Source organism: Streptomyces omiyaensis (assembly GCF_014650895.1).
In the GTDB taxonomy this organism is placed as follows: domain Bacteria; phylum Actinomycetota; class Actinomycetes; order Streptomycetales; family Streptomycetaceae; genus Streptomyces; species Streptomyces omiyaensis.
Genome location: NZ_BMVV01000030.1, coordinates 38,435 through 65,012 on the forward strand (window position 1 = coordinate 38,435; position 26,578 = coordinate 65,012).

Here is a 26,578-nt window from a genome sequence, read left to right on the forward strand (position 1 = left end):
CGGCCGAGGTGTCACGAAGTCAACTCGGCCGCAACACCGTCGTCAAGAAGTGAAAACTTAACGAGATGACAACGGTGGTTATTGTTTTCTAAGTGAAGGCGGGAGCGGAGGCCGGAACGGCCGCCGGAAGCGAGCTCCCCAACAGGGTCGAATCGCCCATCTCGCTCAGCACCAGAGCCAGCGCGCCCAGCACCTCGGCCCGCCCGCCGAGGGCCCCCTGCACAAGGGAGAGCTGGCGAGCGGCGCTCGGGATGGCGTACCGGCCGACCGAATCGCGGACCGGGGCGAGCACCAGCTCCCCCGCCTCGGCGATGTCGCCCCCGAGGACGACCCGGCTCGGGTTCAAGAGATTGCAAAGGTTGGCGATACCGCTGCCGATGTGGCGTCCGACGTCGGCGATGACCCGCCGGCAGCCGGGGTCGCCCTCGCGCGCCAGCTGCACCACCCGCTCCATGGTGAGGTCGGGGCCGTGACTCGGCTGGAGCAGCGGCAGCACGTACCGGGCCGCGGTGAAGGTCTCCAGGCAGCCGCGGTTGCCGCAGCGGCAGACCGGGCCCGACTCGTCGAGCGTGATGTGGCCGATCTCGCCGGCCGTGCCGCCGGGGCCGCGGTAGACCCGTCCGTCGATCACGAGCCCCGCGCCCACCCCGCTGGCCACCTTGATGTACGCCAGGTCCCTGACGCCCCGGCCGCTCCCCCACACCAGCTCGCCGAGCGCGCCGAGGTTGGCGTCGTTGTCGACGTGGACGGGGACCCCGAGGCGGGCGGACAGCTCCTCGGCGGGGTTGATCCCGCTCCAGCCCGGCAGGATCGAGGTGGAGCCGAGCGTCCCGGAGGATACGTCGATCGGGCCGGGCACGCCGAGGCCGACGCCGATCACCTTGTCGCGCCCGATGCCGGTGGCCTCGATCAGCCGGTTGACCAGCCGCTCGGCCCGGTCGAAGCCCTCCGCGGCGGAGGCGTCCACGTCGAGCGGCTCGGCCTCCTCGGCGAGCACCTGGTGGGCGAGGTTGCCGACCGCGACCCGCAGATGGGTGTGGCCGAAGTCGACGCCGATGACGATGCCCGCGTCGCCGGAGAGCGACACGCTGCGGGCCCGCCGGCCGCCCGCCGAGGTGGGGGTCACCTCGACCGTCCCGCCGTCCTTCAGCTCGCGGACGATGTTGGACACCGTCGCCGCCGACAGTCCCGTCGACCGGGCGATCTCCGCCTGGGTCAGCGAACCGGCCATTCTGACCGCCCGGACGACCCGCTCGAGATTGGCCCTGTGCAGAGACGTCTGCGACCCCGGAGTCTCCATCGACTCTCTCACTCCCACCGTTTTCTCCAACATGTGAACTCTAAGGGGACGCTTTCGGCTTCACTCCCGTCAAGACCCGGAACACGGCAGGGGGCGTGCGGAGACGCGCGAGGGCCCCCGCACGCCTGCGCGCGCGGGGGCCCTCGACGGGGGTTCGCCCTACTTCACGGCACCGGCGGTGAGACCGGCCACCACCTGCCGCTGGAAGACGATGTACGCGGCGAGCACCGGCAGCATCGCCATCACCAGGCCGGCGAAGAGTCCGGACCAGTCGCCCTTGTACCCCTGGCTGACCGCGAGCTGCACCAGCCCCTGCGAGAGCACCTTGTTCTCGGGGTTGGTGTTGAGCACGGTCGGCAGCAGGTACTGGTTCCACTGGCCGAGGAAGTTGAAGATGCCGACGCTGATCAGGCCCGGCTTGGCCATCGGCAGCATCACCTGGAAGAAGGTGCGGGTGTGCGAGGCGCCGTCGATGAAGGCCGCCTCCGCCACCGAGGTCGGCAGCGTCCGGAAGAAGGCGGTCAGGAAGAAGACGGTGAAGGGCAGCGAGTACGCGATGTAGACCAGGATCAGCCCGTGCAGGGTGTTCAGCAGGGCCATGTTCTGCATCACGTAGAAGAGCGGCACCAGCGCCAGGATGATCGGGAAGCTCATCCCTCCGATGAAGAGGAAGTAGAGGAAGCGGTTCCCGGGGAACTCGAAGCGGGCCAGCACGTACGCCGCCATCGAGCCGAACAGCAGGGTGCCGACGAGCGAGCCGCCGACCACCACGATCGTGTTCAGGAAGTACTCGCTCATGTGCGCCTGGGTCCAGGCGCGCGACCAGTTCTCGAAGTGCAGCGCGTCCGGCAGCGACCAGGGCGAGGTGAAGATCGCCCGGTCGGTCTTGAAGGAGGTCATGACCGCCCAGAGCAGCGGCATCACCACCATGATCGCCCAGATGATCAGCACGCCGTGCGAGAAGACGTTGAGGACGGTGCCCTCGCGCTTCTCCTTCACGGGCGCGGCGGTCCCGCCGATCACGGGGTCCCGGCCCTCCCGGGGGGCGGGGATCGTCGCGTCCCCGGTGGGCGGGGTGTCGGTGGTCTTCATCAGAACTCCAGCCGCTCGCGCCGGCCCAGCTTCATCACGACCGCGGCGAAGGCGAGCGTGACGAGGAGGAGCGCGACACCGATGGTCGTGGCGTAGGCGGCCTGACCGTCCCGGAACGCCTTCTGGTACACGTACAGCGGCATGACGATGGTCGAGTAGTCGGGCCCGCCGCCGTTGGGGCCGACGGTCATGATCTGCACGACCGCGAAGGACTCCGCGCCGAGCGCGAGGATGCCCATGTAGATCCACCCCGACTGCACGGTGTCCCAGAGCAGCGGAAGGGTGATCTTGAAGAACGTGGTGAAGCGGCTGGCGCCGTCGAGCAGCGCGGCCTCGTAGAAATCACGCGGAATGGACGCCATGCCCGCCGAGAACAGCACCACGAAGAACCCGACCGTCGACCAGACCAGCACCACCATCACGCAGATCAGGGCGAGGTTCGGGTCGCCGAGCCAGTCGGGCTGGATGCTGCCGAGCCCGACGAGCTTGAGGACCGAATTGATCGCCCCGCTGTTGGGGTTGTAGGCGAACTGGAAGAGCAGGGCGACGATGACGATCGACAGCACCTGCGGGAAGAAATAGACGATCTTGTAGAAGGAGGAGCCGCGCACGCCCGTGACCGCCGCTCCCTTCCTCCGGCGGCCGCCCACATTCAGCATGAACGCCAGGAAGAGGGCGAATCCGACCGTCACCAGCGGAAGGACGACGGCGAAGGTCAGGCTGTGCTGGAGCGACTTCCAGAAGATCTCGTCGTCCAGCATTCTGGTGTAGTTGGCGAGCCCCACGAACCCGAATTCGGGACTCAGGCCGGTCCAGTCGGTCAGCGAATAGTAGATGGACTGGACGAACGGCCAGATGACGAAGAGCGCGTACAGCGCCAGGGGTACCGCCAGGAACCCCACGATGAAACGGTACTTGCCGTGCTGCATTCCTAACCGACCCCGATCTCCGGCGAAGGGCGCGCGCCGCGGCGCCGCGCGCCGAGGAGCCGGGGCCCGCTCCCGGTCGGCGGGAAGGGGCCCCGGCACTGCTCACTGGTGCTTGTAGTGCTTGATGTTCGGGTCCTTGGCCGCCTCGTCGGCGAACTTCTGGATCTTCTTGATCGTCTCGGCCGGGGTGGCGCGGCCGGCCATCATCTCGCCGATGCCGGCGACGCCGATCTTCTCCTTCTGCAGGGCCACGTACCAGTCCTGGAGGCGGGGGTTGACCACGTTGGTGCCGGCCTTCTCCAGGGCCGCCACACCGGACTTGAGGCCCGGGGAGAGCTCGATGCCGTCGGTGCCGCCGTTGAGGGCGCTGAGCGACTTCACGGACTGCGTGAAGCTCTTGGAGGAGGCCTCGCTGAGCATGATGCGCAGCTGCTCCATGGCGCCCTCGGGGTTCTTCGCCTTCGCCGGGACGATGAAGGGCTCGCCGCCGGCCGCCCAGATGGTGCCGAAGGGCATCTTGTCCGAGGAGTCCAGACCGGTCGGGGCGGAGACCGCGAGGCCGAAGTCGGCCGGCATGGTCTTGGCGGCCTCGTTCTCGACCCAGGAGCCGTTCGGGATGAAGAGCGCCTTGCCCTCGGTCCAGGCGGTCTGCGACTGGATGTGGTCGAGGCCGGGGGTGCCCTGGAGGATGTAGCCCTTGCGCTGGAGCTCGTAGTAGGCCTCGAAACACGCCTTGACGGCGGGGTGCTCCCAGGCCTTCGGCTCCAGGTTGTCGATCGCGTCGAGGACCTCGCGGCCGCCGACCTTGCCGATCATCGGGTAGAGCGAGAAGGGCAGGTAGTACGGGTGCTTGCCCGCGTACGTCCAGGGCGCGATGTTCTTCTTCTTGGCCTTCTCGCAGACGGCCAGCATCTCGTCCCAGGTCTCGGGGTACTTGGCGTCGAGCGAGTCGAGCAGCTTCTGCGAGTACCACACGCCGTAGACGGTGTAGGCGTAGTTGAGCATCCAGCAGGGCTGGCCGTCGAACTGGCCCATCTCGATGATGCCGGGGCGCAGGGTGTCGCGGACCTTCTTGCTCGGGTCGTCCACGGAGGGCGCGTCGAGCAGCGGGGTCAGGTCGGTGAGCTGCTTCTGGCCGACGAGGACGCCCATGTCCATCTGCTCGGCGCCGGAGTTGTCGATGAGGTCCGGCGGGTTGCCGCCGTTGAACCGCGGCTGGAGCTCGGTGGTGATCTTCTGCGTCGGGGTGAACTTGACCTTGGCCTTCGGGTACGCCTGCTCGTAGAGCTTGATCGCGTCCTTGGCGTACTGCTGGCCGAAACCGCCGTCGAAGAGGAAGAAATCGAGCTCTGCCGACTCATTGACCCCGAGCGGGTTCTTGTCGGACTTGACGCCCTTCTCGACCTTGTCGTTGGTCTCGCCGCCACCGCTCGCGCAGGCGGAAAGGAAGCCCATGGCCGGGACGGAGATCAGACCGAGAGCGGCAGAACGCTTGATCAGATCGCGACGGCCAAGGCCCTCGTTCGAGTGGGCGGAGGTGGATCCCATGCTCAAGTCCTCGCCTTCATTCAGGACTCAGGCGGTGTACCGGTCGCCCGTACTTCGTCTCGCCACCGGCGAAGGGCCCCGCCACCGCGGTCATTTGCAGCTGGGTCGTGCAGGCGTCGGGCCGTCGCCGGAGGCTTCCGACGGGCTGGACGCCGACAGGTATAGTCCACTTCCCTCGACCGGAGCAAGATCGAAAGCAGCATTCGTCAGGCATCTTTCCCGAGTTGAGACCTCGGGGATTTCCCCGGACCTTCCGGCGGAAGCCTGTCCGGCCCACCCGGAATGCGCCCCTCCGCCTGCGTTCACAAGCTGAATGGTCCATTCGAAATCCGGCGAAGGGGACAGGTCGAGGACGCGCGGGACGAAGGAGTTGCGGGTCGGCCGGAACCGCGCGGTCGCGGATGCCGTCTTCCTGTCATGTACGGAGTCGCCGCCGGGCGGGCGGAACGGGGGAAAACCCGCCGAACCGGGCCGAGTCCGGTGGCCTTCGTACCACCCTGTTCCCGACATGGATCTGGAGATCTACGTGGCCAAGAATTCTGGCCTGAACCGCACGGGCGTGCTCGCCCGTGTCACGGTCGCGGCGCTGACGGCGGCCCTCGTCGGCACCTCGACGGTCGCCATGGCGGCGGAGCCGGGCCCGGCGCTCGCCTCCAAGGACTCGGGGAACGCCTCGGCGTTCGCGGCGAGCGCCCTGTCGGCCTACAACAACCTGTACGGCGTGAACAGCGCCGGCACGATCTGGGGCTACACCCCGGTCAACGGCGGCATCCAGCGCCTCGCCAACAACAGCGGCACGGGCTGGACCTCGTACAAGCACTTCACGCAGCCCGACCTGAACGGCGACCGCCGCTCCGACGGCATCTACGCGATCCGCTCCGACGGGCGTCTGAACTACGGCGACTGGGGCGGCCCGATCCGCGACCTCGGTGGCGGCTGGAACACCTACAACAAGGTCTTCTCGGCCGGCAACACCGGTGGCGGCGTCTCCGACGACCTGCTGGCCCGTGACGGCTCCGGCGTCCTGTGGCACTACCTGGGCTACGGCAACGGCGCGCTCACCCAGCGCGTCCGGATCGGCTCGGGCTGGAACCAGTACAGCCAGATCGCCGGCAAGGGCGACGTGACGGGCGACGGCAAGGCCGACATCGTCGCGAGCGACCGCAGCGGCGTCCTGTGGCTCTACAAGGGCACCGGCAGCCGTACGGCGCCGTTCTCGGGCCGCGTGCGCGTCGGCACGGGCTGGAACACGTACAACCTGCTCGCCTCCTCGGGCGACCTCACCGGCGACGGCCGCGCGGACCTGGTGGGCCGCAACGCCGCCGGGGAGCTCTACCTGTACAAGGGCCGGGGCAGCTCCACGGACCCGTACGCGGGCCGCGTGAAGATCGGCACCTCGGGCTGGAACAGCTTCCGCTACCTGTTCTGATCCCGCCCCGCGCGTCGCGGCACGAAGGAAGGGCCCCGCTCCTCGTCATGAGGAGCGGGGCCCTTCCCGTGCGCTACCGGATCAGGGGCGTCAGCCGCGGATCAGGTTGCGGAGCACGTACTGCATGATGCCGCCGTTGCGGTAGTAGTCCGCCTCGCCGGGGGTGTCGATGCGGACGACCGCGTCGAACTCGACACCGGTGTCGGTGGTGACCTTCACCGTGCTCGGGGTGGTGCCCTCGTTCAGCTCGGTGATGCCGGCGATGGAGAAGGTCTCCTCGCCGGTCAGGCCGAGCGAGTCGGCCGACTGGCCGGCCGGGAACTGGAGCGGGAGGACGCCCATGCCGATGAGGTTGGAGCGGTGGATGCGCTCGTACGACTCGGTGATGACGGCCTTGACGCCGAGGAGCGCGGTGCCCTTGGCGGCCCAGTCGCGGGACGAGCCGGAGCCGTACTCCTTGCCGCCCAGGATGACCAGCGGGGTGCCGGCGGCCTGGTAGTTCTGCGAGGCGTCGTAGATGAACGACACCGGCCCGCCCTCGACGGTGAAGTCGCGGGTGAAGCCGCCCTCGGTGCCCGGCGCGATCTGGTTGCGCAGGCGGATGTTGGCGAAGGTGCCGCGGATCATGACCTCGTGGTTGCCACGGCGCGAGCCGTAGGAGTTGAAGTCGCGACGCTCCACACCGTGCTCGGTGAGGTACTTGCCGGCCGGGGTGTCGGCCTTGATGGCACCGGCCGGGGAGATGTGGTCGGTGGTGACCGAGTCGCCGAGCTTCGCGAGCACGCGGGCGCCCGTGATGTCGGTGACCGGGGTGGTCTCCATCGTCATGCCCTCGAAGTACGGGGGCTTGCGGACGTAGGTCGACTCGGCGTCCCACTCGAAGGTGTTGCCGGTCGGGATCGACAGCGCCTGCCACTGGGCGTCGCCGGCGAAGACGTCCTGGTAGGACTTGGCGAACATGTCCTCGCCGATCGCGTGCGCGACGACGTCGTTCACCTCGGCCTCGGAGGGCCAGATGTCCTTGAGGAAGACCGGGTTGCCCTCGGTGTCGGTGCCGAGCGCGTCCTTGGTGATGTCCACCTTCATGGAGCCCGCGAGGGCGTACGCGACGACCAGCGGCGGGGACGCCAGGTAGTTCATCTTGACGTCGGGGTTGATGCGGCCCTCGAAGTTGCGGTTGCCCGAGAGGACCGAGGTCACGGCCAGGTCGTGGTCGTTGACCGCCTTGGAGACCTCCTCCGGCAGCGGGCCGGAGTTGCCGATGCAGGTGGTGCAGCCGTAGCCGACGAGGTTGAAGCCGACCTTGTCGAGGTACGGGGTGAGGCCCGCCTTGTCGAAGTAGTCGGTGACGACCTTCGAGCCCGGGGCGAGGGTGGTCTTGACCCACGGCTTGCGGGTCAGGCCCTTCTCCACGGCCTTCTTCGCGACGAGCGCGGCGGCGACCATGACGTACGGGTTCGACGTGTTGGTGCAGGAGGTGATGGCCGCGACCGTCACCGCACCGTGGTCGAGCGTGTAGGTCGAGCCGTCGGGGGCGGTCACCTCGACCGGGTTCGACGGGACCGTGCTGGAGACGGCCGGGGCGTCGGAGGCCGGGAAGGACTCCTGGCCCGCCTCGTCGACCGAGTCGACGTAGTTGCGCACGTCCTGGGCGAACTGCTCGGCGGCGTTCGCGAGGACGATGCGGTCCTGCGGGCGCTTCGGGCCGGCGATCGACGGGACGACCGTGGAGAGGTCGAGCTCCAGCTTCTCGGAGAAGTCGGGCTCGGCCTTCGGGTCCAGCCAGAGGCCCTGCTCCTTGGCGTACGCCTCGACGAGCGCGACCTGCTGCTCGGAGCGGCCGGTGAGCTTGAGGTAGTTCAGGGTCTCGTCGTCGATCGGGAAGACCGCGGCGGTGGAGCCGAACTCCGGCGACATGTTGCCGATGGTGGCGCGGTTCGCGAGCGAGGTGGCGGCGACGCCCTCGCCGTAGAACTCGACGAACTTGCCGACGACGCCGTGCTTGCGCAGCATCTCGGTGATGGTGAGCACCAGGTCGGTGGCGGTGGTGCCGGTGGGCAGCTCGCCGGTCAGCTTGAAGCCGACGACGCGCGGGATCAGCATGGAGACCGGCTGGCCGAGCATGGCGGCCTCGGCCTCGATGCCGCCGACGCCCCAGCCGAGCACACCGAGGCCGTTGACCATGGTGGTGTGGGAGTCGGTGCCGACGAGGGTGTCGGGGTAGGCCTGGCCGTTGCGGACCATGACCGTGCGGGCCAGGTGCTCGATGTTCACCTGGTGGACGATGCCGGTGCCCGGGGGGACGACCTTGAAGTCGTCGAAGGCGGTCTGGCCCCAGCGCAGGAACTGGTAGCGCTCCTTGTTGCGGCCGTACTCCAGCTCGACGTTCTGCGCGAAGGCGTCGTTGGTGCCGAACTTGTCGGCGATGACGGAGTGGTCGATGACCATCTCGGCCGGGGAGAGCGGGTTGATCTTCGCCGGGTCGCCGCCGAGCGCCGCGACGGCCTCGCGCATGGTGGCGAGGTCGACGACGCAGGGGACACCGGTGAAGTCCTGCATGATCACGCGCGCCGGCGTGAACTGGATCTCCTGGCTCGGCTGGGCCTGCGAGTCCCACTCGCCGAGCGCCCGGATGTGGTCGGCGGTGATGTTCGCGCCGTCCTCGGTGCGGAGCAGGTTCTCCAGGAGGACCTTCAGGCTGTAAGGGAGGCGCGCGGAGCCCTCGACCTTGTCCAGCTTGAAGATCTCGTACGACTCGTCGCCCACGCGCAGCGTGCTGCGGGCGTCGAAGCTGTTCGCCGACACGACAGTCTCCTTCATCAATGTGCGCGTACTACCGTCATGCTGCCGCCACGGCTCCTCGCCGATCCGCTAAGGTAAGGCTAAGTTAGGTAACCCTTACCATTCAGGCGGCCACGGTGCGCCGTAAGCAGTTATCTCGATGTCGAGATAACTCTAGTGCATCCCCGGCCGTCGGTCATGCCCGGGCGCCCCGGGATCTCGCGTGGCGCCGCCGACGCGCGCCCGCGCCGCACCGGCGGGACGCGCCACGGGGCACACCGGCGGGACGCGCCACGGGGCGCACCGGCGGGGCACCGCCCTCCCTCCCCCGCCCGCACCCCGCCCCCCCTGCCCGCGACCCGGCCCCGTCCCTCCGCGGCCCGGCCACCCGTCCGGCCCGCACGCCTTGCCGCCCCCCGGGGCCGGGCCGAGGATCGGTCCATGTTCAGCGGCGCGCACATCACCCTCTACAGCCGGGACGCCGAGGCCGACCGGACCTTCCTCAGGGACGTGGCCGGCTTCCCGCACGTGGACGCGGGGCGGGGCTGGCTGGTCTTCCGGCTGCCACCCGCCGAGGTGGCCGTCCACCCCGCCGAGGAGGGCGGGACCCGGCCCGAGGTCTATCTGATGTGCGAGGACCTCACCCGCACCCTCACCGCCCTGGAGGACAAGGGCGCCGAGATCTCACGGGCCATCAGCGACCAGGGGTGGGGGCTGCTCGCCGCGGTGCGGCTGCCGAGCGGCACGGAGCTCCCCCTCTACGAGCCGCGGCACCCCACGGCACTCGACCTCCCCTCCTAGCCAGAAAAGGGCATAGAGGCCGATATGTCACGACACGTCACCCGACTGCCCCACTCGATGATCGCCGCATCTCATATCTGAGATAACGTGACGCCATGGCAGACGACTACCTCGTACGCATCGGCCAGCTCATCCGTGACGCACGGCAGCACCGCGGCTGGACCCAGACGCAGCTCGCCGAGGCCCTGGCCACCAGCCAGAGCGCGGTCAACCGCATCGAGCGCGGCAACCAGAACATCAGCCTTGAGATGATCGCCCGCATCGGCGAGGCGCTCGACAGCGAGATCGTGTCCCTGGGCTACGCCGGCCCGATGCACCTCCGCGTCGTCGGCCGCCGCCGGCTCTCCGGCTCCATCGACGTCAAGACCAGCAAGAACGCCTGCGTCGCCCTGCTCTGCGCCACCCTCCTCAACAAGGGCCGCACCGTGCTGCGCCGGGTCGCCCGCATCGAGGAGGTCTTCCGCCTCCTCGAAGTGCTCAACTCCATCGGCGTCCGCACCCGCTGGATCAACGACGGCGTGGACCTGGAGATCGTGCCGCCGGCCGAGCTGGACATGGAGTCCATCGACGCCGAGGCCGCCATCCGCACCCGCTCCATCATCATGTTCCTCGGCCCGCTGCTGCACCGCATGGACCGCTTCAGGCTGCCGTACGCCGGCGGCTGCGACCTCGGCACGCGCACGATCGAGCCGCACATGATCGCGCTGCGCCGCTTCGGCCTGGACATCACCGCGACCGAGGGGCTCTACCACGCGCAGGTCGAGACCGCCGTCTCCCCCGACCGCCCGATCGTCCTGACCGAGCGCGGCGACACGGTGACCGAGAACGCGCTGCTGGCCGCGGCCCGCCACGACGGCGTCACCGTCATCCGCAACGCCTCCTCCAACTACATGGTCCAGGACCTCTGCTTCTTCCTGGAGGCGCTGGGCGTCCGCGTCGACGGCGTCGGCACCACCACCCTGACCGTGCACGGCGTCCCGGAGATCGACGTGGACGTCGACTACTCCCCCTCCGAGGACCCGGTCGAGGCGATGAGCCTCCTCGCCGCCGCCGTCGTCACCGAGTCGGAGCTGACGATCCGCCGGGTCCCGATCGAGTTCCTGGAGATCGAGCTCGCCGTCCTGGAGGAGATGGGCCTCGACCACGACCGCTCGGCCGAGTACGCCGCCGACAACGGCCGCACCCGCCTGGTCGACCTGACGGTCCGCCCCTCCAAGCTGGAGGCGCCGATCGACAAGATCCACCCGATGCCCTTCCCGGGCCTCAACATCGACAACGTCCCCTTCTTCGCGGCCATCGCCGCCACCGCCCAGGGCCAGACCCTCATCCACGACTGGGTCTACGACAACCGGGCCATCTACCTGACGGACCTCAACCGCCTCGGCGGCCGCCTCCAGCTCCTCGACCCCCACCGCGTCCTGGTCGAGGGCCCCACCCGCTGGCGCGCCGCCGAGATGATGTGCCCGCCCGCCCTCCGCCCCGCCGTGGTCGTCCTCCTCGCGATGATGGCCGCCGAGGGCACCTCCGTCCTGCGCAACGTCTACGTCATCAACCGCGGCTACGAGGACCTGGCCGAGCGCCTCAACTCGGTGGGCGCCCAGATCGAGATCTTCCGGGACATCTGAGCCCTGCCGGTACGCACGTACGTGAAGGCCCCGCACGGACGGCGGGGCCTTCACGCGTACGGGGGCGGGCGGGTCTCAGCCGCCCGGCATCATCGCTCCGCCGCCCTTGAGGCGTTCGATGTCGGAGGGGCGGACCTTGATGACGATGACGGCCACCAGGGCGCTCACCACGGCGAAGATCGCGGCGGTGACGAAGCCGGCGGAGACGCCGGAGGTGAGGACCTGGTCGGCCCAGGGGGGCGGGAGCTGGCCGGTCTCGGCGAAGCGGGCCTTCTCCAGGGGGCCGGCCTGGGAGAGGAAGTCGGGGACCTGGGTCTCGGCCTCGTTGCGGCTCGCGGTGCCGAAGACGGTGACGAGGATGGAGAGGCCGAGGGAACCGCCCACCTGTTGCATGGCGTTGAGGAGGCCGGAGGCCGCGCCGGACTCGCGCGGCTCGACTCCCGAGAGGGCCATGATGGTGAGGGAGACGAACATCAGGCCCATGCCGAGGCCGAAGACGAGGATCGGGCCGAGGATGCTGCCGACGTAGGTGGAGTGGACGTCGGTCAGCGTCAGCCAGGAGAGGCCGACCGCCGTGAGGACCGAGCCGGTCACCATGAAGGGTTTCGGGCCGTAGCGGGGCAGCAGGTTCGAGGTGAGGCCCGCGCCGACCGCGATGATCGCGCTCACCGGGAGGAAGGCCAGGCCCGCCTCCAGGGGGCTGAACCCCAGCACCTGCTGGACGAAGAGCGTGAGGAAGAAGAACATGCCGAAGATGGCCGCCGCCAGACAGAGCATGATCACGTAGGTGCCGGAGCGGTTGCGGTCGGCGAACATGTGGAGCGGGGTGATGGGCTGCTGGGAGCGGCGCTCCACGAAGACGAAGAGGACCAGGAGCACGACCGCCGCGCAGAACGAGCCGATCGTGTACGGGTCGCGCCAGCCCTCCTGCGCGGCCCTGATGAAGCCGTACACCAGCGCCACCATGCCGAGCGTCGAGGTCAGCGCGCCGAGCAGGTCGAAGTGACCCGGATGGCGCTCCGACTCCTTGACGTGGCGAGGCGTCAGGAAGGCGATGAGCAGGGCGATCGGCACGTTGACGAAGAAGATCCAGCGCCAGTCGAGCCACTCGACGAGCATGCCGCCCGCCACCAGGCCGATCGCGCCGCCGCCGGCCGAGACGCCGGCGAAGACGCCGAACGCCCGGTTGCGCTCCGGCCCTTCGTCGAAGGTGGTCGTGATCAGGGAGAGCGAGGTCGGCGAGGCGATGGCGCCGCCGACGCCCTGCAGGGCGCGGGCCGCGAGGAGCTGCCACTCGCTCTGTGCCAGGCCGCAGAAGAGCGACGCCAGTCCGAAGAGCAGCACGCCGAAGATGAACACCCGGCGCCTGCCGAGGATGTCGCCCGCCCGGCCGCCGAGCAGCAGCAGGCCTCCGAAGGTCAGCGTGTAGGCGTTGACCACCCAGGAGAGGCTGGTGGTCGAGAAGTCGAGGGCGCTCTGGATGTGCGGGAGCGCGATGTTGACGATGGTGATGTCGAGGACGACCATCAGCTGACAGGAGGCGATGACGAAGAGGGCGATGCCCTTGCCGTCGCCACCGGATGCCGGTGCCTTCGCTGTCGGGGTCGTCGGCTTCGGTGTACCGCTAGTCATGTTCGCTCATGGCGCGTCGCGCCCTCACCGCCGGGGTCGCGGGCCGGTCGGTCCACCTTTCGACCCTAAGCCCGGCCTCCTGTGCCGACCAGTCGATCAAGGCGCGCCCCGCTCCCCCCAGTTCGCGGCCGCGTGCCGCCCCGCCGGGCCGTTTCGCCCCGTATCGGGTGAGAATGCGGGCATGTGGGGATTCCTCGGCGCCCCTGGGCGTCCCGGACGGCGTGTGGCGTCGGCGCGGGCCCGGACGTCGGCGTGCGCGTCCGCGCGGGCATGGGAGCCGGCACCCGTGCCGGCGCGGGCCCGGACGTCGGCGTCCGTGCCGGTGCGCGTGCGGGCGCGGGCGGTGGCGCCGAGCGGCGCCGCGGGGCCGCCGCGGCACGGACCCGGGCGGGAAGGGGCGGACCCATGGAGCTGACGCCGTCCGGACACGCCGACCCCTTCGCCCGCGACCGGCTCCCGCCGGTCGCCCAGTGGCCCCGGCTGGTCTTCGAGCTGCCGGGCCTGACCTACCCCGAACGGCTCAACTGCGCCGCCGAACTGGTCGACACCACGACCGTGCGGTTCGGCGCCGGCCGGCCCGCCTTCCACGACGGGGAGGGCGGCAGCTGGAGCTACGGCGAGCTGCGCGAGCGGGTGGACCGGATAGCGCACGCGCTCAGCGGCGGCCTCGGGCTGCGGCCGGGCAACCGGGTGCTGCTGCGCGGGCCGACCTCGCCCTGGCTCGCCGCCTGCTGGCTCGCCGTCGTGAAGGCCGGCGGGATCGCGGTCTCCGTCCCGCCGGAGCAGCGGGCCGCCGAGCTCGCCTTCGCCGCCGGGACGGCCTCCTGCTCGCTCGCGCTGTGCGACGCGGGCTCCCTGGACGAGCTGCGGGCCGCCGGCGTGCCGGGCCTGGAGATCGTCCCGTACGGCGGTGACGGGCCCGGCGACCTCCTCGCCCTCGCCGGGCGCCGCTCCCCCGGCCCCTACCGGGCGGCGGACACGGCCGCCGACGACGTGGCGCTGATCGCCTTCACCTCCGGCACCACCGGCCGTCCCAAGGGCTGCGTCCACTTCCACCGGGACGTGCTGGCCGCCGCCGACACCTTCTCCGCCCACGTCCTGCGGCCCCGCCCGGACGACGTCTTCGCCGGCTCCCCGCAGCTCGCCTTCACCTTCGGCCTCGGCGGCCTGCTGGTCTTCCCGCTGCGCGCCGGGGCCAGCGCCGTCCTGCTCGACCGGGCGGGACCCCAGCAGCTGCTCGCGGAGATCGGCCGGCACCGGGTCTCGGTGCTCTTCAGCGGCCCCTCCGTCTACCGGATGATGCTCCGCCTGCTCGACGGGGGGTCCGACGCCGACCTCTCCTCGCTGCGGCGCTGCGTCTCGGCCGGCGAGCACCTCCCGGACGCGGTGTGGACCGCCTGGTACGCCCGGACCGGCCTCCGGCTCATCAACGGCATCGGCGCCACCGAGCTGCTGCACATCTTCGTCGCGGCCGCCGACGCCGACAGCCTCCCCGGCACCACCGGCCGGCCGGTGCCCGGCTGGCAGGCCGCCGTCCTGGGCCCGGACGGGCGGCCGGTGCCGGACGGGCGGGAGGGGCTGCTCGCCGTCCGCGGCCCGGTCGGCTGCCGCTATCTGGCCGACGGCCGGCAGACGGAGTACGTCCGCCACGGCTGGAACCTCACCGGCGACCGGTACGTCCGCGAGCCCGACGGCCGGTTCCGCTACGTCTCCCGCGCCGACGACATGATCGTCTCGGCCGGGCACACCATCGCCGGCCCCCAGGTGGAGGAGGTCCTGCTGGCCCATCCGGACGTCGTCGAGACGGCGGTCGTCGGCCGCCCGGACCCGGTGCGCGGCCAGGCCGTCGTCGCCTACGCGGTGGTGCGGAAGGGGGTGCCGCGCGACGCGGCCACCGCCGCCGCGCTGCGCTCCTTCGTCCGCGCCCGGCTCGCCCCGTACAAGTCCCCCCGCGCGGTCGTCTTCGTCGACGCGCTCCCCCGCACCGCCAGCGGCAAGCTCCAGCGCCACCGGCTGCGCGACCGGCCGGAGCACGGGCCGGACGGGAGCGGGGCCGCCGGTCCGCCCCGCACGGCCTAAAGTGATCACGTGGCCGAGCAGCACACCCCCCGTTCCCTGATCGTCTCGCTCTACGGCGCCTACGGCCGTCCGACCGCGGAGACGCCGATGCCGGTGGCCGCGCTGATCCGGCTGCTCGCGGCCGTCGGCGTGGACGCCCCCTCGGTGCGCTCCTCCGTCTCCCGCCTGAAGCGGCGCGGGCTGCTGCTGGCCCGCCGGACCCCCGACGGCTCGGCCGGCTACGCGCTCTCCGACGACGCCAGGCGCCTCCTGGAGGACGGCGACCGGCGGATCTACGCCCGGACCGAGCCGTCGCTGTCGGACGGCTGGGTCCTCGCCGTCTTCTCGGTGCCGGAGCAGGAGCGGCACAAGCGGCACCTGCTGCGCTCCCGCCTCGGCCGGCTCGGCTTCGGGACGGCGGCGCCGGGCGTGTGGATCGCCCCGGCCCGGCACTACGAGGAGACGCGCAACGCCCTGGAGCGGCTGGAGCTCTCCTCGTACGTGGACTTCTTCCGCGGCGACCACCTGGGGTACGCGGCGACGGCGGAGGCGGTGGCCCGCTGGTGGGACCTGCCGGCGATCGCGGCGCTGCACGAGGAGTTCCTGGCCTCTCACGCGCCGGTCCTGGCGGCCTGGCGGGATGCCCCGGGCACGGCGGAGGACGCCTACCGGGACTACCTCCTCACCCTCGACGCCTGGCGCCGGCTGCCGTACGCGGACCCGGTGCTGCCGTCCGAGCTGCTGCCCGGGGGCTGGCCGGGCCGGCGCTCGGCGGAGGTCTTCGCGGAGCTGCACGCGCTGCTGTGGGAGCGGGGCGCGGAGTACGTCCGGACGGTGGAGAAGGACCTCTAGGCCCCCTCGGGGGCTCAGGGGCCTCTAGGACCCCTCGGGGGCCTCCGCGGGACTCGCGGGACCCTCCGGGGCTTCCGGGACCTCCGGGACCCGGTGGGCCCCTCGCGGTCCGCCCGAAGGTCCCGGGGCGGCGGGGCCTGCGACCCGGTGAGGTCGGGAGGGGTGCCTCTGAGGCCGGCGGGACGCCCCTTATAGAGTCGAAACCAGGACGTCTCGGGTGGCCCCCGCCCCCGTTCCCCGTCGTCCGTCCCCTCCTCCTGCCCTCCCCCTCCCCCACACGGCAAAGGGAGCCCGCCCCCATGCCCGACGTCACCGGCCCCGCGAGTGCCGGACCCTCCGCCTGCCGGCGCGTCCGGCTGCCCCGTACGACCGCCGCGGTGCCCCTCGCCCGCGCCCTGGTCCGGACCGCCCTCGGCGAGATCGAGCCCGCCGCGGCGGGCCGGCCGGACCGCGACACGGCGGAGCTGCTCACCGCCGAGCTGGTGGCGAACGCCGTCGAGCACACCTCGGGGGACGGGCCGATCGAGCTGGTCGTGGAGGTGCTGGCGGCGCCGGGCGGCTGTCAGATCGAGGTGCACGACCCCGATCCGGCCCGCCCGGGGGAGCCGCTCTGCCCGGATCCGGGCGTCGAGGTGGACCCCTGGCAGGAGCACGGCCGGGGCCTGCTGCTGATCCGGGCGCTCAGCAGCGACTGCGGCCACCGCCCGACCGCGCGCGGGAAGGCGGTCTGGTTCACGCTCCCCCGGGTGCCCCTCCAGCGGCGTCGGTCGCGGACGTGAGCGCGAGGCGCGAGCGGCGGCGCCCGTAGACCGCGTACAGCACGGACCCGGCGACCAGGAAGCAGGCGAAGACCAGCCAGGTCCGCCAGCCGGTGCCCCAGATGAGGTAGAGGCAGAAGCCGATGCCGAGGACCGGGCTCGCCGGGTAGAGCGGGACCCTGAACGAACGGCCGAGGCCTGGTTCGCGGCGGCGCAGCACGATCACCGCGAGGTTGACCACGACCATGATCGCCAGGGTGCCGATGGTGGTGAGGCCGACGACCACGTCGAGCGGGGCGAAGGCGGCGGGGACGGCGAAGACCGCGGCGACGATCCAGGTGTTGGCGACGGGGGTGGAGGTCTTCGGGGAGACCCGTTCGAAGACGCGGGGCATCAGGCCGTCGCGGGACATCGCCATCAGGATGCGGGTCTGGCCGTACATCACGGCGAGGACGACGGAGGCGATGGCGACGACCGCGCCGAAGGCGATGATCCCGCCGCCGACGGAGGAGCCGGTGACCTGGTCCACGACGAGGGAGAGCGCGGCGGGCTTGTCGGCGACCTCCTCGGCGCCGAGGGCGCCGATCGCGGCGAGGGCGACCGCGCAGTAGAGCACGGTGACGACGCCGATGCAGATCAGGATGGCGAGCGGGATGTTCCGGCGCGGGTTCTTCACCTCCTCGCCGGCGGTGGTGATGGCGTCGAAGCCGATGTACGAGAAGAAGGCGACCGAGGCGCCGGCGGTGATGCCGCCCATGCCCTCGGTGGCGAACGGGGAGAGGTGCCCGGCCTGGAAGGCGGAGAAGCCGATCGCGCAGAAGGCGACCAGGATGCCGATCTTGAGGATCGACATGGCGGCGGTGGCCCGGGCGCTCTCGCGCACGCCCCTGACCAGGAGGGTCGCGGCCATGAGGATGACGACCACCGCGGGCAGGTTGATCACGCCGCCCTCGGCGGGGCCGGCGGCGAGCGCGTCGGGCAGCCGGAGGCCGGTGAGGCCGTGGAGGAGTTCGTCGAGGTACTGGCTCCAGCCGACGGCGACCGCGGAGACGGAGACGCCGTACTCCAGGAGCAGGCACCAGCCGACGAGGAAGGCGGCCCGCTCGCCGAGGCTCGCGTAGGCGAAGGAGTAGGAGGATCCGGAGACCGGGATCGCGCCCCCGAGCTCCGCGAAGGAGAAGGCGGTGAAGACGCAGGTGATCGCGGCGAGGACGAAGGAGACGACGACCGCGGGCCCCGCCTCGGCGACGCTGTCGGCGAGGCCGACGAAGATGCCGGTGCCGACGATCGCCCCGACGCCGAAGCACACGAGCTGGAAGAGGCCCATGGTGCGTCTGAGGCTGTGCCCCTCGAGGTCGGCGCCGGACTCGGCGATCAGCTGCCGGGGGGACTTGATCCGCGAAGACATGCGGGCGTTCTCATCTCTGGTCTTGCATGGGGGGTGTACATGCGTCAGGGGGGTCCGGGCACATGTGCCCGGACCCCCCTGACGTCTGGTGATCCTATGCCCCGGCGGGACCCGCCAGGGTCGCCACGAGGACCGCCTTGATGGTGTGGAGGCGGTTCTCGGCCTCGTCGAAGACGACGGAGTGGTCCGACTCGAAGACCTCGTCGGAGACCTCCAGCTCGGTCAGGCCGTGCCGGTCGTGGACCTCGCGGGCGACCTTCGTGCCGAGGTCGTGGTAGGCGGGCAGGCAGTGCATGAACTTCACGCCGGGGTTCCCGGTGGCGCGCAGCACGTCCATGGTGACGGCGTACGGGGCGAGGGCGGCGATCCGCTCGTCCCACACCTCCTTGGGCTCGCCCATCGACACCCACACGTCGGTGACGACGAAGTCGGCGCCGCGGACGCCGTCGGCGACGGACTCGGTGAGGGTGATCGTGGCCCCGCTCCCGGCCGCGAGCCCGCGGGCGGCGGTGACGATCTCCTCGGCCGGCCAGTACGCCTCGGGGGCGACGATGCGCACGTCCATGCCGAGCAGGGCACCGGTGACGAGGTAGGAGTTGCCCATGTTGAAGCGGGCGTCGCCGAGGTAGGCGAAGGAGACGTCCTCCAGCGGCTTGTCGCTGTGCTCGGTCATGGTGAGCACGTCGGCGAGCATCTGGGTGGGGTGCCAGTCGTCGGTCAGGCCGTTGAGGACGGGGACGCCGGCGAAGGAGGCCAGCTCCTCCACGGTGGCCTGGCTGTCGCCGCGGTACTCGATGGCGTCGAACATCCGGCCGAGGACGCGGGCGGTGTCCTTCACCGACTCCTTGTGGCCCATCTGCGAGCCGGAGGGGTCGAGGTAGGTGGTGGAGGCGCCCTGGTCGGCGGCGGCGACCTCGAAGGCGCAGCGGGTCCGGGTGGAGGTCTTCTCGAAGATCAGGGCGATGTTCCGGCCGTTCAGCCGCCGCTCCTCGGCCCCCGCCTTCTTGGCCGCCTTCAGCTCGGCGGCGAGCTCGACCAGGCCGCGGAACTCCTCGGCGGTGAAGTCCAGCTCCTTGAGGAAGTGGCGGCCGGAGAGGTCAAGGGCCATGGCGGGCGCTCCTGGGATGCGTGCGGTCGGGACGGGTACGGCAGGACGCTGGAAGTGTATACATAACCCAGTATGCCTATACAGCCCCCTGGTGTGTTCGCGCGCTCCCCGGCGCGCCCTCCCGCCCCGGCGCGCCCGGGGCGCCCGCCTCACACCGCGTCCCGCACCACCGGGCAGCTCATGCAGCGCGGACCGCCCCGCCCCCGCCCCAGCTCGCTCCCCGGGATCTCGATCACCTCGATGCCCCGCTTCCGCAGGTGCGTGTTGGTCGTCACGTTCCGCTCGTACGCCACCACCACGCCCGGCTCCACGGCCAGCACGTTGCAGCCGTCGTCCCACTGCTCGCGCTCCGCCGCGTGCACGTCCTGCGTCGCCGTCAGCACCCGCACCTCCGGAAGCCCCAGCGCCGCCGCGATCGCCGCGTGCATCCGCTCCGGCGGATGGTCGGTCACCCGCAGCGCCTGCCCCCCGTCGCCCGGCTCGATCGTGTACGAGCGCAGCATCCCCAGCCCCGCGTACTGGGTGAAGGTGTCGCCGTCCACCATCGTCATCACCGTGTCCAGGTGCATGAAGGCCCGCCGCTTCGGCATGTCGAGCGCCACGATCGTCCGCGCCGAACCCGCCGCGAACAGCCCCCGCGCCAGCATCTCCACCGCCTGCGGGGTGGTCCGCTCGCTCATCCCGATCAGCACCGCGCCGTTGCCGATGACGAGCACGTCCCCGCCCTCGATCGTCGACGGATAGTCCGCCTGCCCCTCCGACCAGTGGTGGAAGGCGCCCGCCTCCGGGCCGGTGAAGAGCGGATGGTGCTTGTAGATCGCCTCGAAGTGGACCGTCTCCCGCTGCCGCGCCGGCCACCTCATCGCGTTGATCGACACCCCGTCGTAGATCCACGCCGAGGTGTCCCGGGTGAAGAGGTGGTTCGGCAGCGGGCGGAGCACGAAGTCGTCGAGCTCCAGGGCGTGGAAGCGGATCGACGTCGGCTCCCGGTGCGCGGCGAGGAACTCGCGCTTCGTCATCCCGCCCACCAGCGCCTCCACCAGCGCCCCGGAGTCGAGGGAGTCGAAGGCGTCCCGCAGGTGGTCGGCGGCGAGCGGCCCGTACTCCTTCTCGTCGAAGACCCGGTCGAGGACGAGCGCCCGCGCCCGCGGCACCTCCAGCGCCTCCCGCAGCAGATCGCCGAAGAGGTGCACCTCGACGCCCCGGTCGCGCAGCACGTCCGCGAAGCCGTCGTGCTCCTGGCGGGCCCGCCGCACCCACAGCACGTCGTCGAAGAGCAGGGCGTCCTTGTTGGACGGGGTCAGCCGCTTGAGCTCCAGATCGGGGCGGTGGAGGATCACGCGGCGGAGCCGGCCGGTCTCGGAGTCGACATGGAATCCCATGCGCCCATCCTGACGGAGCGGACGGCCGTGCGCGTGGGACGCGCACGGCCGAATTCACGGCGCACGGCCCGCCCGTGGCCCCTGGGCCGTCCCTTCCGGATCCGGCCGGGCGCGCGCCGCCCGGCCGGATCCGAAGGAGAAGGCCTACAGCCTCGGGTCCACCGGCTCCGACTCCAGGGCCAACACCGCGAAGACCGCCTCGTGCACCCGCCACAGCGGCTCGCCGGCCGCCATCCGCTCCAGCCCCTCCAGGCCGAGCGCGTACTCGCGCAGGGCGAGCGAGCGCTTGTGGCCGAGGGAACGCTGCCGCAGCCGTGCCAGGTTCTCCGGGCGGGTGTACTCGGGGCCGTACACGATCCGCAGGTACTCCCGGCCGCGCACCTTCACGCCCGGCTGCACCGGGCGGCCCGCGCCGTCCTCGACCAGCGCCGCGAGCGGCTTGACGACCATGCCCTCGCCGCCGGCGCCGGTCAGCTCCAGCCACCAGTCGGTGCCCGCGCGGACCGACGCCTCGTCACCGGTGTCGACGACGATCCGCCGCGTCACCTGAAGCAGCCCCGTCGGATCGTGCTCCACGAGCCGGTCCAGCCACCCCAGCTGGACGTCGTGCGGCACGCCCGCGAGCGACCGCCCCCGGCCCGCGAGCAGCTGGAACGGCGCGAACCGCACCCCGTCCAGGCCCTCCGTCGGCCAGCAGTACCGCCGGTACGCCTCGGTGAAGGCGGCCGCGTCCGCCGCCCGGTCCCGCTGCGCCGCGAGCAGCCCGCCGAGGCCCTCCACACCGCGCGCGACCGCCGCCTCGACCGCCCCCACGGCCGCCGGGAAGACCGCGCCGGAGGCCGCGCCGACCGCCGCGTACTGGTGGCGCAGCAGCCCGCCGGACTTCAGCGACCACGGCATCAGCTCGCCGTCGAGCAGCAGCCAGGCCGTGTCGAGCTCCTCCCAGAGCCCGGCCGCGCCGATCGCCGTCCGCAGCCGGGCGAGGACCTGCTCGGTGGCCGCCCCGTCGTCGAAGAACGGCCGGCCGGTACGGGTGTGCAGCGCGCCCGTCGGCCCGTCCACCCCGAACCGCTCGCGCGCCGCGTCCGCGTCCCGGCACACCAGGGCGACCGCCCGCGAGCCCATGTGCTTCTCCTCGCACACGACCCGCTCGACGCCGTCCGACCGGTACTGGGCGAACGCCTCCACCGGATGCTCCAGGAAGCCCTCCGCCTTCGCGGTGGGCGTCGGCGCCATCGTCGGCGGCAGGTAGGCGAGCAGCCGGGGGTCGACCGCGAACCGGCTCATGACCTCCAGGGCCGCCGCCGCGTTCTCCTCCCGCACCGCCACGTTGCCCAGGTGCCGGGTCTCCACCGTCCGCCGCCCGTGGACGTCGGCCAGGTCGAGCGGCCGCCCCTGGTGCCCGCCGGGCACGTCCGACGACAGCGGCCGGGCCGGCTCGTACCAGACCCGCTCGGCCGGCACGTCGACGAGCTCGCGCTCCGGCCAGCGCAGCGCGGTCATCCGCCCGCCGAACACCGCGCCGGTGTCCAGGCAGATCGTGTTGTTGATCCACGACGTCGTCGGCACCGGCGTGTGCCCGTAGACGACCGTCGCCCGCCCCCGGTACTCCTCCGCCCACGGGTAGCGCACCGGGAGCCCGAACGCGTCGGTCTCGCCGGTGGTGTCACCGTACAGCGCGTGGGAGCGGACCCGGCCCGAGGTGCGGCCGTGGTACTTCTCCGGCAGACCGGCGTGGCAGACCACCAGCTTCCCGCCGTCCAGGACGTAGTGGCTCACCAGGCCGTCGATGAACTCCCGCACCCGCGTGCGGAACTCCTCCGGCTCGCGCTCCAGCTGCTCCACGGTCTCGGCGAGGCCGTGCGTCAGCTGGACCTTCCTGCCCTTCAGCCAGCGCCCCAGCTTGTTCTCGTGGTTGCCCGGCACGCACAGCGCGTTCCCGGCCTCCACCATGCCCATCACCCGGCGCAGCACGCCCGGCGAGTCCGGCCCCCGGTCGACGAGGTCGCCGACGAAGACCGCCGTGCGCCCCTCCGGGTGCGCGCCGTCCACGTAGCCGAGCCGGCCGAGCAGCGTCTCCAGCTCGCTCCGGCAGCCGTGGATGTCGCCGATGACGTCGAACGGGCCGGTGAGGTGGCGCAGGTCGTTGAACCGGCGCTCCAGCCGCACCTCAGCGGCCTCCGTCTCGGCGACCGACCGCAGGACGTGGACCTTGCGGAAGCCCTCCCGCTCCAGCCCCCTCAGGCCGCGGTGCAGTTCGCGCCGGTGCCGGGGGACGACGTGGTCGGGCATGCCGGCCCGGTCGGCCCGCAGGGCGTTGCGCTCCCGGCAGACGGACTCCGGCGGGTCGAGCACGATCGCGATCGGCAGCACGTCGTGCTCCCGCGCCAGCTGCACCAGCTGCCGGCGCGCCTCGCGCTGCACGTTGGTCGCGTCGACGACGGTCAGCCGGCCGGCCGCGAGCCGCTTGCCGACGATGTAGTGCAGCACGTCGAAGGCGTCCTTCGACGCCGACTGGTCGTTCTCGTCGTCCGCGACGAGTCCCCGGCAGAAGTCCGAGGAGACCACCTCGGTGGGCTTGAAGTGGCGCCGCGCGAAGGACGACTTGCCGGAGCCGGTCGCACCGACGAGCACCACGAGGGAGAGGTCGGTGACGGGGAGCACCCGGCGCTCCTCGGTGGTGCCGGCGACGGTCGTGGGGTCGCTCATGCCCGGTCCTCCTTCTTCTTCTCGTCCTCGGTGGCGGTGGCGGTCGCGGTGTCGGTGCCGGTGTCGGTGTTGGTATGGGTGTCGGTGTCGGTGTCGGTGTCGGTATCGGTATCGGTTCCCGTGCGGGTGAAGACGCCCATCTGCGTCGGCGCGCCGACCTCCGGGTCGTCCGGCCCCACGGGCGTGAACTCCACGGCGTAGCCGTACCGTTCGGCCACCTCGGCGGCCCACTTGCGGAACTCGGCCCTGCTCCACTCGAAGCGGTGGTCGTGGTGCCGGACGTGCCCGGCGGGCAGCGAGTCCCAGCGCGCGTTGTACTCGACGTTCGGCGTCGTCACCACGACCGTGCGGGGGCGGGCCGAGCCGAACACCGCGTACTCCAGGGCCGGCAGCCGCGGCAGGTCCAGGTGCTCGATCACCTCGCTCAGCACGGCCGCGTCGTACCCGCCGAGCCGCTTGTCCGTGTACGTCAGCGAGCCCTGCACCAGCTCGACGCGGGAGGCCTGCCGCTCGCCCATGCGCTCCAGGCGCAGGCGGCGCGCGGCGACGGTCAGCGCCCGTACCGACACGTCCACGCCCACGATCCGCGTGAAGCGCACGTCCTTCAGCAGCTCCTGCACCAACTGGCCCTGCCCGCAGCCCAGGTCGAGGACGCGGGCCGCGCCGGCCGAGCGCAGCGCGGACAGGATCGCCTCGCGCCGGTGCACGGCGAGCGGCACCGGCCGCTCCTCCGTGTCCCGCGCCTCGTCCACGGCGTTGTCGACGTCCTCGACGTCGAGTCCCTCGGCCTCGGCGAGCCGCACCAGTTCGAGCCGCTCCGACGCCTCGCGGGCGAGGCTCCGGCGGCGCGCCAGGTAGCGGGTGGTGATCAGCTCGCGCCGAGGGTGCGACGCCAGCCAGCCCTCTCCGGCCCGCAGCAGCTTCTCCACCTCGTCCGGCGCCACCCAGTAGTGCTTGGCGTCGTCGAGGACGGGCAGCAGCACGTAGAGCTGGTTCAGCGCGTCCGCGAGCCGGAGCCCCCCGCCCTCCAGGACGAGGCTCACGTACCGCGAGTCGCCCCACTCGGGGAACTGCGCGTCCAGCGCCACCGGCGCGACGTCCACCGTGGTCCAGCCGAGCGGCCCGAACAGCTCCCGCACCAGCTCGGCGCCGCCCCGCGCGGGCAGCACCGGGACCTCGATCCGCAGCGGCAGCGGCGCCGCCGCGCGCTCGGGCAGCGCCCGGCACGCGCCGTGCAGCGCCGTCTTGAAGACCTGGGCCAGGGCGACCGCGAGCAGCGAGGACGCGGCGTAGGGCCGGTCGTTGACGTACTGCGCGAGCGCCGCGTCCGGGGCGCCGCCCCGGCCCTTGCCCTTGCCGCGGCGCACCAGCGCCACGGGGTCCACCTCCAGGAGGAGGGCGGCGGTGCAGCGCTCCGCCGTGGCCTCGGGATAGAGCACGTGCGCAATGCCGTGCGAGGTCGGGAACGCCTGGGCCCGCTCGGGATGCTTGTGCAGCAGGAAACCGAGATCGGTCGCGGGTCGCTCCGGGGTGCCGGTGGTGCTGATCGTCAGGAACACATGCCCGAGTATGGGCGCGCCCCGCCCCGCCCACCAGGCATTTTCACCGCCCCTCCCGGCCTCCGGGAGCGGTGCGGCACCTGCGAGGATGGCGCCATGGGAGACAGCGCGGGCACGGGGGAGGCCGGGACGGACCGGCACGGCGGCGCCAACGCCGACGTCAGCGGGAACGGGAGCGAGAGCGGGAGCGGGAGCGGGAGCCGGAGCGGGAGCCGGAGCGGGAGCGACGGCGGCATTGACATCGGCGTCGGCTGGAGCAGCGTCAGCGGCAGCGGTGACGGCTTGGTGGCGCTCCTGCGCACGAGGGCCACCGCCCGGGAACCGGACGAGCGGATCACGGTCACGGCCGCGGTCTGCGCGTCGTGCGGCTGGGACTGTTTCGAGGTCGTGGCGGACGAGTGCTTCTGCGAGGGCTGCTGCCTGCCGCTCGGCGTCAGGGACGGCGGCGTCCACCCGGACGGCTTCCCCTGGCGGCTCACCCCCGCCCTCCCCTGGCCCTCCACACCCCCCGGCTCCGCGCCGCCCGTCCTGCGCTGCCCCGGGGGCCACGACCTCTTCGAGGCCGCGGTCGCCCACGCGACCGGCCCGGCCGGAGAGGTCCGCCGCGTCTGGCTGGCCCTGCGCTGCACCGAGGACGGCACCGGGACCGTCCACGTCGACGGGGCGACGGTCACCCCCGCCCCGTGCTCCTGCCACCCGGCGCCCTGAAACCGGCCTCCAGGGCGGCGATCGTCCCCGGGCCGACCCGGCAGCAGCCGCCGACCAGCCGGGCGCCGGCCGCCACCCACGCGGCGGCGAGGCCCGGGGCCTCGGCGGGACCGAAGGCGGCGGCGCCCCGCCACGCGCCCGCCCCGGCATCCCAGCGCTCCCCGCTGTTGGGGTAGACGACGCCGGGCTTCCCCGTCACCTCGGCGGCGACCGCCAGCGCCTCCGCCGCCCCGGCCGGGTCGCAGCAGTTCACGCCCACCGCCACCACCTGGTCGTTCCCCGCCGCCACCGCGAAGGCGTCGGCCTGCTCCTGGCCGGCCCTCGTCCGGCCGTCCGCCACCGTGTACGAGAGCCACACCGGCACCCCGCACCCGGCGACCGCCCTCAGCAGGGCCTCCGCCTCGTCGGCGTCCGGCACCGTCTCCAGCGCCAGCACGTCCGGCTCCGCCGCCGCCAGGGCCTCCACCCGCGGGCGGTGGAAGGCCTCCAGCTCCCGCACCGACAGCCCGTACCGCCCCCGGTACTCGCTCCCGTCGGCCAGCATCGCCCCGTACGGCCCGACGGAGGCCGCCACCCAGGCCCTCCCCCGCCCCGCGGCCCGGGCCAGCGACACGCTCCGGCCCAGCAGCGCCGCCGTGGCCGCCCGGCCGATGCCGCGGCGGGCGAAGCCCTCGAAGGTGGCCTGGTAGCCGGCGGTGATCAGCACCTGGGCACCGGCCCGGGCATAGGCGGCGTGGGCCGCCTCGATCCGGTCGGGCGCGTCGGCGAGCAGCCGCGCCGACCAGAGCGCGTCCGACAGGTCGCAGCCCTGGGCCTCCAGCTCGTTGGAGAGCCCGCCGTCGAGGAGGAGCACCCCGTCGGCGAGGGCCCGGGCGAACGTCCGGTCCGGTGCCATCGGC

General features: G+C 72.1%; 19 protein-coding genes. 7 read left to right on the top strand and 12 right to left on the bottom strand.

The features are described from left to right. Positions 1-88: 88 nt before the first annotated feature. The 4 genes from IE287_RS32700 to ngcE all read right to left on the bottom strand — a co-directional run bounded on the left by IE287_RS32700 (position 89) and on the right by ngcE (position 4,869). Positions 89-1,300 carry an ROK family transcriptional regulator gene (locus IE287_RS32700; RefSeq protein ID WP_189852877.1) on the bottom strand — a complete coding sequence of 404 codons (1,212 nt, stop codon included), beginning with the start codon at positions 1,298-1,300 and terminating at the stop codon, positions 89-91. 159 nt (positions 1,301-1,459) lie between these two features. Beyond that, positions 1,460-2,392: a carbohydrate ABC transporter permease gene (locus IE287_RS32705; RefSeq protein ID WP_189852878.1), complete on the bottom strand. Its 933-nt coding sequence runs from the start codon at positions 2,390-2,392 to the stop codon at positions 1,460-1,462. Further along, a complete protein-coding gene (locus IE287_RS32710; protein WP_189852879.1) occupies positions 2,392-3,321 on the bottom strand; it encodes a carbohydrate ABC transporter permease in 930 nt (309 codons plus the stop codon). Before IE287_RS32710 ends, IE287_RS32705 begins: the two co-directional genes overlap by 1 nt. 102 nt (positions 3,322-3,423) lie before the next feature. Continuing rightward, positions 3,424-4,869 (bottom strand): N-acetylglucosamine/diacetylchitobiose ABC transporter substrate-binding protein, encoded by a 1,446-nt coding sequence (ngcE, locus tag IE287_RS32715; RefSeq protein WP_189852880.1) that lies wholly within the window; start codon positions 4,867-4,869, stop codon positions 3,424-3,426. 508 nt (positions 4,870-5,377) lie between these two features. On the opposite strand from ngcE, the gene IE287_RS32720 reads away from it, so the two are divergent. Beyond that, a complete protein-coding gene (locus tag IE287_RS32720) occupies positions 5,378-6,298 on the top strand; it encodes an FG-GAP-like repeat-containing protein (RefSeq protein WP_189852881.1) in 921 nt (306 codons plus the stop codon). Positions 6,299-6,388: 90 nt separating this feature from the next. On the opposite strand, the gene acnA is transcribed toward IE287_RS32720, so the two are convergent. Continuing rightward, positions 6,389-9,103 (bottom strand): aconitate hydratase AcnA, encoded by a 2,715-nt coding sequence (gene acnA / locus IE287_RS32725; RefSeq protein ID WP_308436906.1) that lies wholly within the window; start codon positions 9,101-9,103, stop codon positions 6,389-6,391. A gap of 417 nt (positions 9,104-9,520) precedes the next feature. Here acnA and IE287_RS32730 point away from each other — a divergent pair, with 417 nt between their 5' ends. Beyond that, entirely contained in the window at positions 9,521-9,880 is a 360-nt protein-coding gene (locus IE287_RS32730) for a VOC family protein (RefSeq protein WP_189852883.1), read from the top strand. 95 nt (positions 9,881-9,975) lie between these two features. Then, positions 9,976-11,505: a helix-turn-helix domain-containing protein gene (locus IE287_RS32735; RefSeq protein WP_189852884.1), complete on the top strand. Its 1,530-nt coding sequence runs from the start codon at positions 9,976-9,978 to the stop codon at positions 11,503-11,505. Positions 11,506-11,580: 75 nt separating this feature from the next. On the opposite strand, the gene IE287_RS32740 is transcribed toward IE287_RS32735, so the two are convergent. Then, positions 11,581-13,137: an MFS transporter gene (locus IE287_RS32740; protein ID WP_229883882.1), complete on the bottom strand. Its 1,557-nt coding sequence runs from the start codon at positions 13,135-13,137 to the stop codon at positions 11,581-11,583. Positions 13,138-13,542: 405 nt separating this feature from the next. On the opposite strand from IE287_RS32740, the gene IE287_RS32745 reads away from it, so the two are divergent. The 3 genes from IE287_RS32745 to IE287_RS32755 all read left to right on the top strand — a co-directional run bounded on the left by IE287_RS32745 (position 13,543) and on the right by IE287_RS32755 (position 16,826). Then, complete coding sequence (locus IE287_RS32745) at positions 13,543-15,216, top strand: AMP-binding protein (RefSeq protein ID WP_189852885.1); 1,674 nt, start codon at positions 13,543-13,545, stop codon at positions 15,214-15,216. A gap of 9 nt (positions 15,217-15,225) precedes the next feature. Continuing rightward, positions 15,226-16,047, top strand: a complete 822-nt coding sequence (locus IE287_RS32750) for a PaaX family transcriptional regulator (protein WP_189852886.1) — start codon at positions 15,226-15,228, stop codon at positions 16,045-16,047. Positions 16,048-16,346: 299 nt separating this feature from the next. Next, positions 16,347-16,826 (top strand): ATP-binding protein, encoded by a 480-nt coding sequence (locus tag IE287_RS32755; protein ID WP_189852887.1) that lies wholly within the window; start codon positions 16,347-16,349, stop codon positions 16,824-16,826. Here IE287_RS32755 and IE287_RS32760 read toward each other — a convergent pair. The 5 genes from IE287_RS32760 to IE287_RS32780 form a co-directional block, all read right to left on the bottom strand. Continuing rightward, complete coding sequence (locus IE287_RS32760) at positions 16,780-18,213, bottom strand: amino acid permease (RefSeq protein WP_189852888.1); 1,434 nt, start codon at positions 18,211-18,213, stop codon at positions 16,780-16,782. The two genes, IE287_RS32755 and IE287_RS32760, sit on opposite strands and share 47 nt — an antisense overlap. Positions 18,214-18,307: 94 nt before the next feature. After that, positions 18,308-19,321, bottom strand: coding sequence for an ornithine carbamoyltransferase (gene argF, locus IE287_RS32765; protein ID WP_189852889.1), 1,014 nt, complete (start codon positions 19,319-19,321; stop codon positions 18,308-18,310). 149 nt (positions 19,322-19,470) lie between these two features. Then, positions 19,471-20,703 carry an arginine deiminase gene (locus tag IE287_RS32770; RefSeq protein WP_189852890.1) on the bottom strand — a complete coding sequence of 411 codons (1,233 nt, stop codon included), beginning with the start codon at positions 20,701-20,703 and terminating at the stop codon, positions 19,471-19,473. A 144-nt stretch (positions 20,704-20,847) separates the two neighbouring features. Continuing rightward, the gene (locus tag IE287_RS32775; RefSeq protein ID WP_189852891.1) at positions 20,848-23,412 is read right to left on the bottom strand and encodes a polynucleotide kinase-phosphatase; all 2,565 of its coding nucleotides are present in this window, start codon (positions 23,410-23,412) and stop codon (positions 20,848-20,850) included. Beyond that, on the bottom strand, positions 23,409-24,971 hold the full coding sequence (locus IE287_RS32780; RefSeq protein ID WP_189852892.1) for a 3' terminal RNA ribose 2'-O-methyltransferase Hen1: 1,563 nt from the start codon (positions 24,969-24,971) through the stop codon (positions 23,409-23,411). The genes IE287_RS32775 and IE287_RS32780 overlap by 4 nt, the downstream gene beginning before the upstream one ends. A gap of 96 nt (positions 24,972-25,067) precedes the next feature. Between IE287_RS32780 and IE287_RS32785 the strand changes: the two genes are divergently transcribed. Continuing rightward, a complete protein-coding gene (locus IE287_RS32785) occupies positions 25,068-25,679 on the top strand; it encodes a hypothetical protein (RefSeq protein WP_189852893.1) in 612 nt (203 codons plus the stop codon). On the opposite strand, the gene mmuM is transcribed toward IE287_RS32785, so the two are convergent. Next, the gene (mmuM, locus tag IE287_RS32790; RefSeq protein ID WP_189852894.1) at positions 25,642-26,574 is read right to left on the bottom strand and encodes a homocysteine S-methyltransferase; all 933 of its coding nucleotides are present in this window, start codon (positions 26,572-26,574) and stop codon (positions 25,642-25,644) included. The two genes, IE287_RS32785 and mmuM, sit on opposite strands and share 38 nt — an antisense overlap. Between the last annotated feature and the right edge of the window lie 4 nt (positions 26,575-26,578).

What these genes read in the sequence shown, in the direction of transcription:
- IE287_RS32700 (WP_189852877.1), bottom strand. Translation starts at nt 1,300, where the DNA reads ATGGAGACTCCGGGGTCGCAGACGTCTCTGCACAGGGCCAATCTCGAG.
- IE287_RS32705 (WP_189852878.1), bottom strand. Translation starts at nt 2,392, where the DNA reads ATGAAGACCACCGACACCCCGCCCACCGGGGACGCGACGATCCCCGCC.
- IE287_RS32710 (WP_189852879.1), bottom strand. Translation starts at nt 3,321, where the DNA reads ATGCAGCACGGCAAGTACCGTTTCATCGTGGGGTTCCTGGCGGTACCC.
- ngcE (WP_189852880.1), bottom strand. Translation starts at nt 4,869, where the DNA reads ATGGGATCCACCTCCGCCCACTCGAACGAGGGCCTTGGCCGTCGCGAT.
- IE287_RS32720 (WP_189852881.1), top strand. Translation starts at nt 5,378, where the DNA reads ATGGATCTGGAGATCTACGTGGCCAAGAATTCTGGCCTGAACCGCACG.
- IE287_RS32730 (WP_189852883.1), top strand. Translation starts at nt 9,521, where the DNA reads ATGTTCAGCGGCGCGCACATCACCCTCTACAGCCGGGACGCCGAGGCC.
- IE287_RS32735 (WP_189852884.1), top strand. Translation starts at nt 9,976, where the DNA reads ATGGCAGACGACTACCTCGTACGCATCGGCCAGCTCATCCGTGACGCA.
- IE287_RS32740 (WP_229883882.1), bottom strand. Translation starts at nt 13,137, where the DNA reads ATGACTAGCGGTACACCGAAGCCGACGACCCCGACAGCGAAGGCACCG.
- IE287_RS32745 (WP_189852885.1), top strand. Translation starts at nt 13,543, where the DNA reads ATGGAGCTGACGCCGTCCGGACACGCCGACCCCTTCGCCCGCGACCGG.
- IE287_RS32755 (WP_189852887.1), top strand. Translation starts at nt 16,347, where the DNA reads ATGCCCGACGTCACCGGCCCCGCGAGTGCCGGACCCTCCGCCTGCCGG.
- IE287_RS32760 (WP_189852888.1), bottom strand. Translation starts at nt 18,213, where the DNA reads ATGTCTTCGCGGATCAAGTCCCCCCGGCAGCTGATCGCCGAGTCCGGC.
- argF (WP_189852889.1), bottom strand. Translation starts at nt 19,321, where the DNA reads ATGGCCCTTGACCTCTCCGGCCGCCACTTCCTCAAGGAGCTGGACTTC.
- IE287_RS32770 (WP_189852890.1), bottom strand. Translation starts at nt 20,703, where the DNA reads ATGGGATTCCATGTCGACTCCGAGACCGGCCGGCTCCGCCGCGTGATC.
- IE287_RS32775 (WP_189852891.1), bottom strand. Translation starts at nt 23,412, where the DNA reads ATGAGCGACCCCACGACCGTCGCCGGCACCACCGAGGAGCGCCGGGTG.
- IE287_RS32785 (WP_189852893.1), top strand. Translation starts at nt 25,068, where the DNA reads ATGGGAGACAGCGCGGGCACGGGGGAGGCCGGGACGGACCGGCACGGC.
- mmuM (WP_189852894.1), bottom strand. Translation starts at nt 26,574, where the DNA reads ATGGCACCGGACCGGACGTTCGCCCGGGCCCTCGCCGACGGGGTGCTC.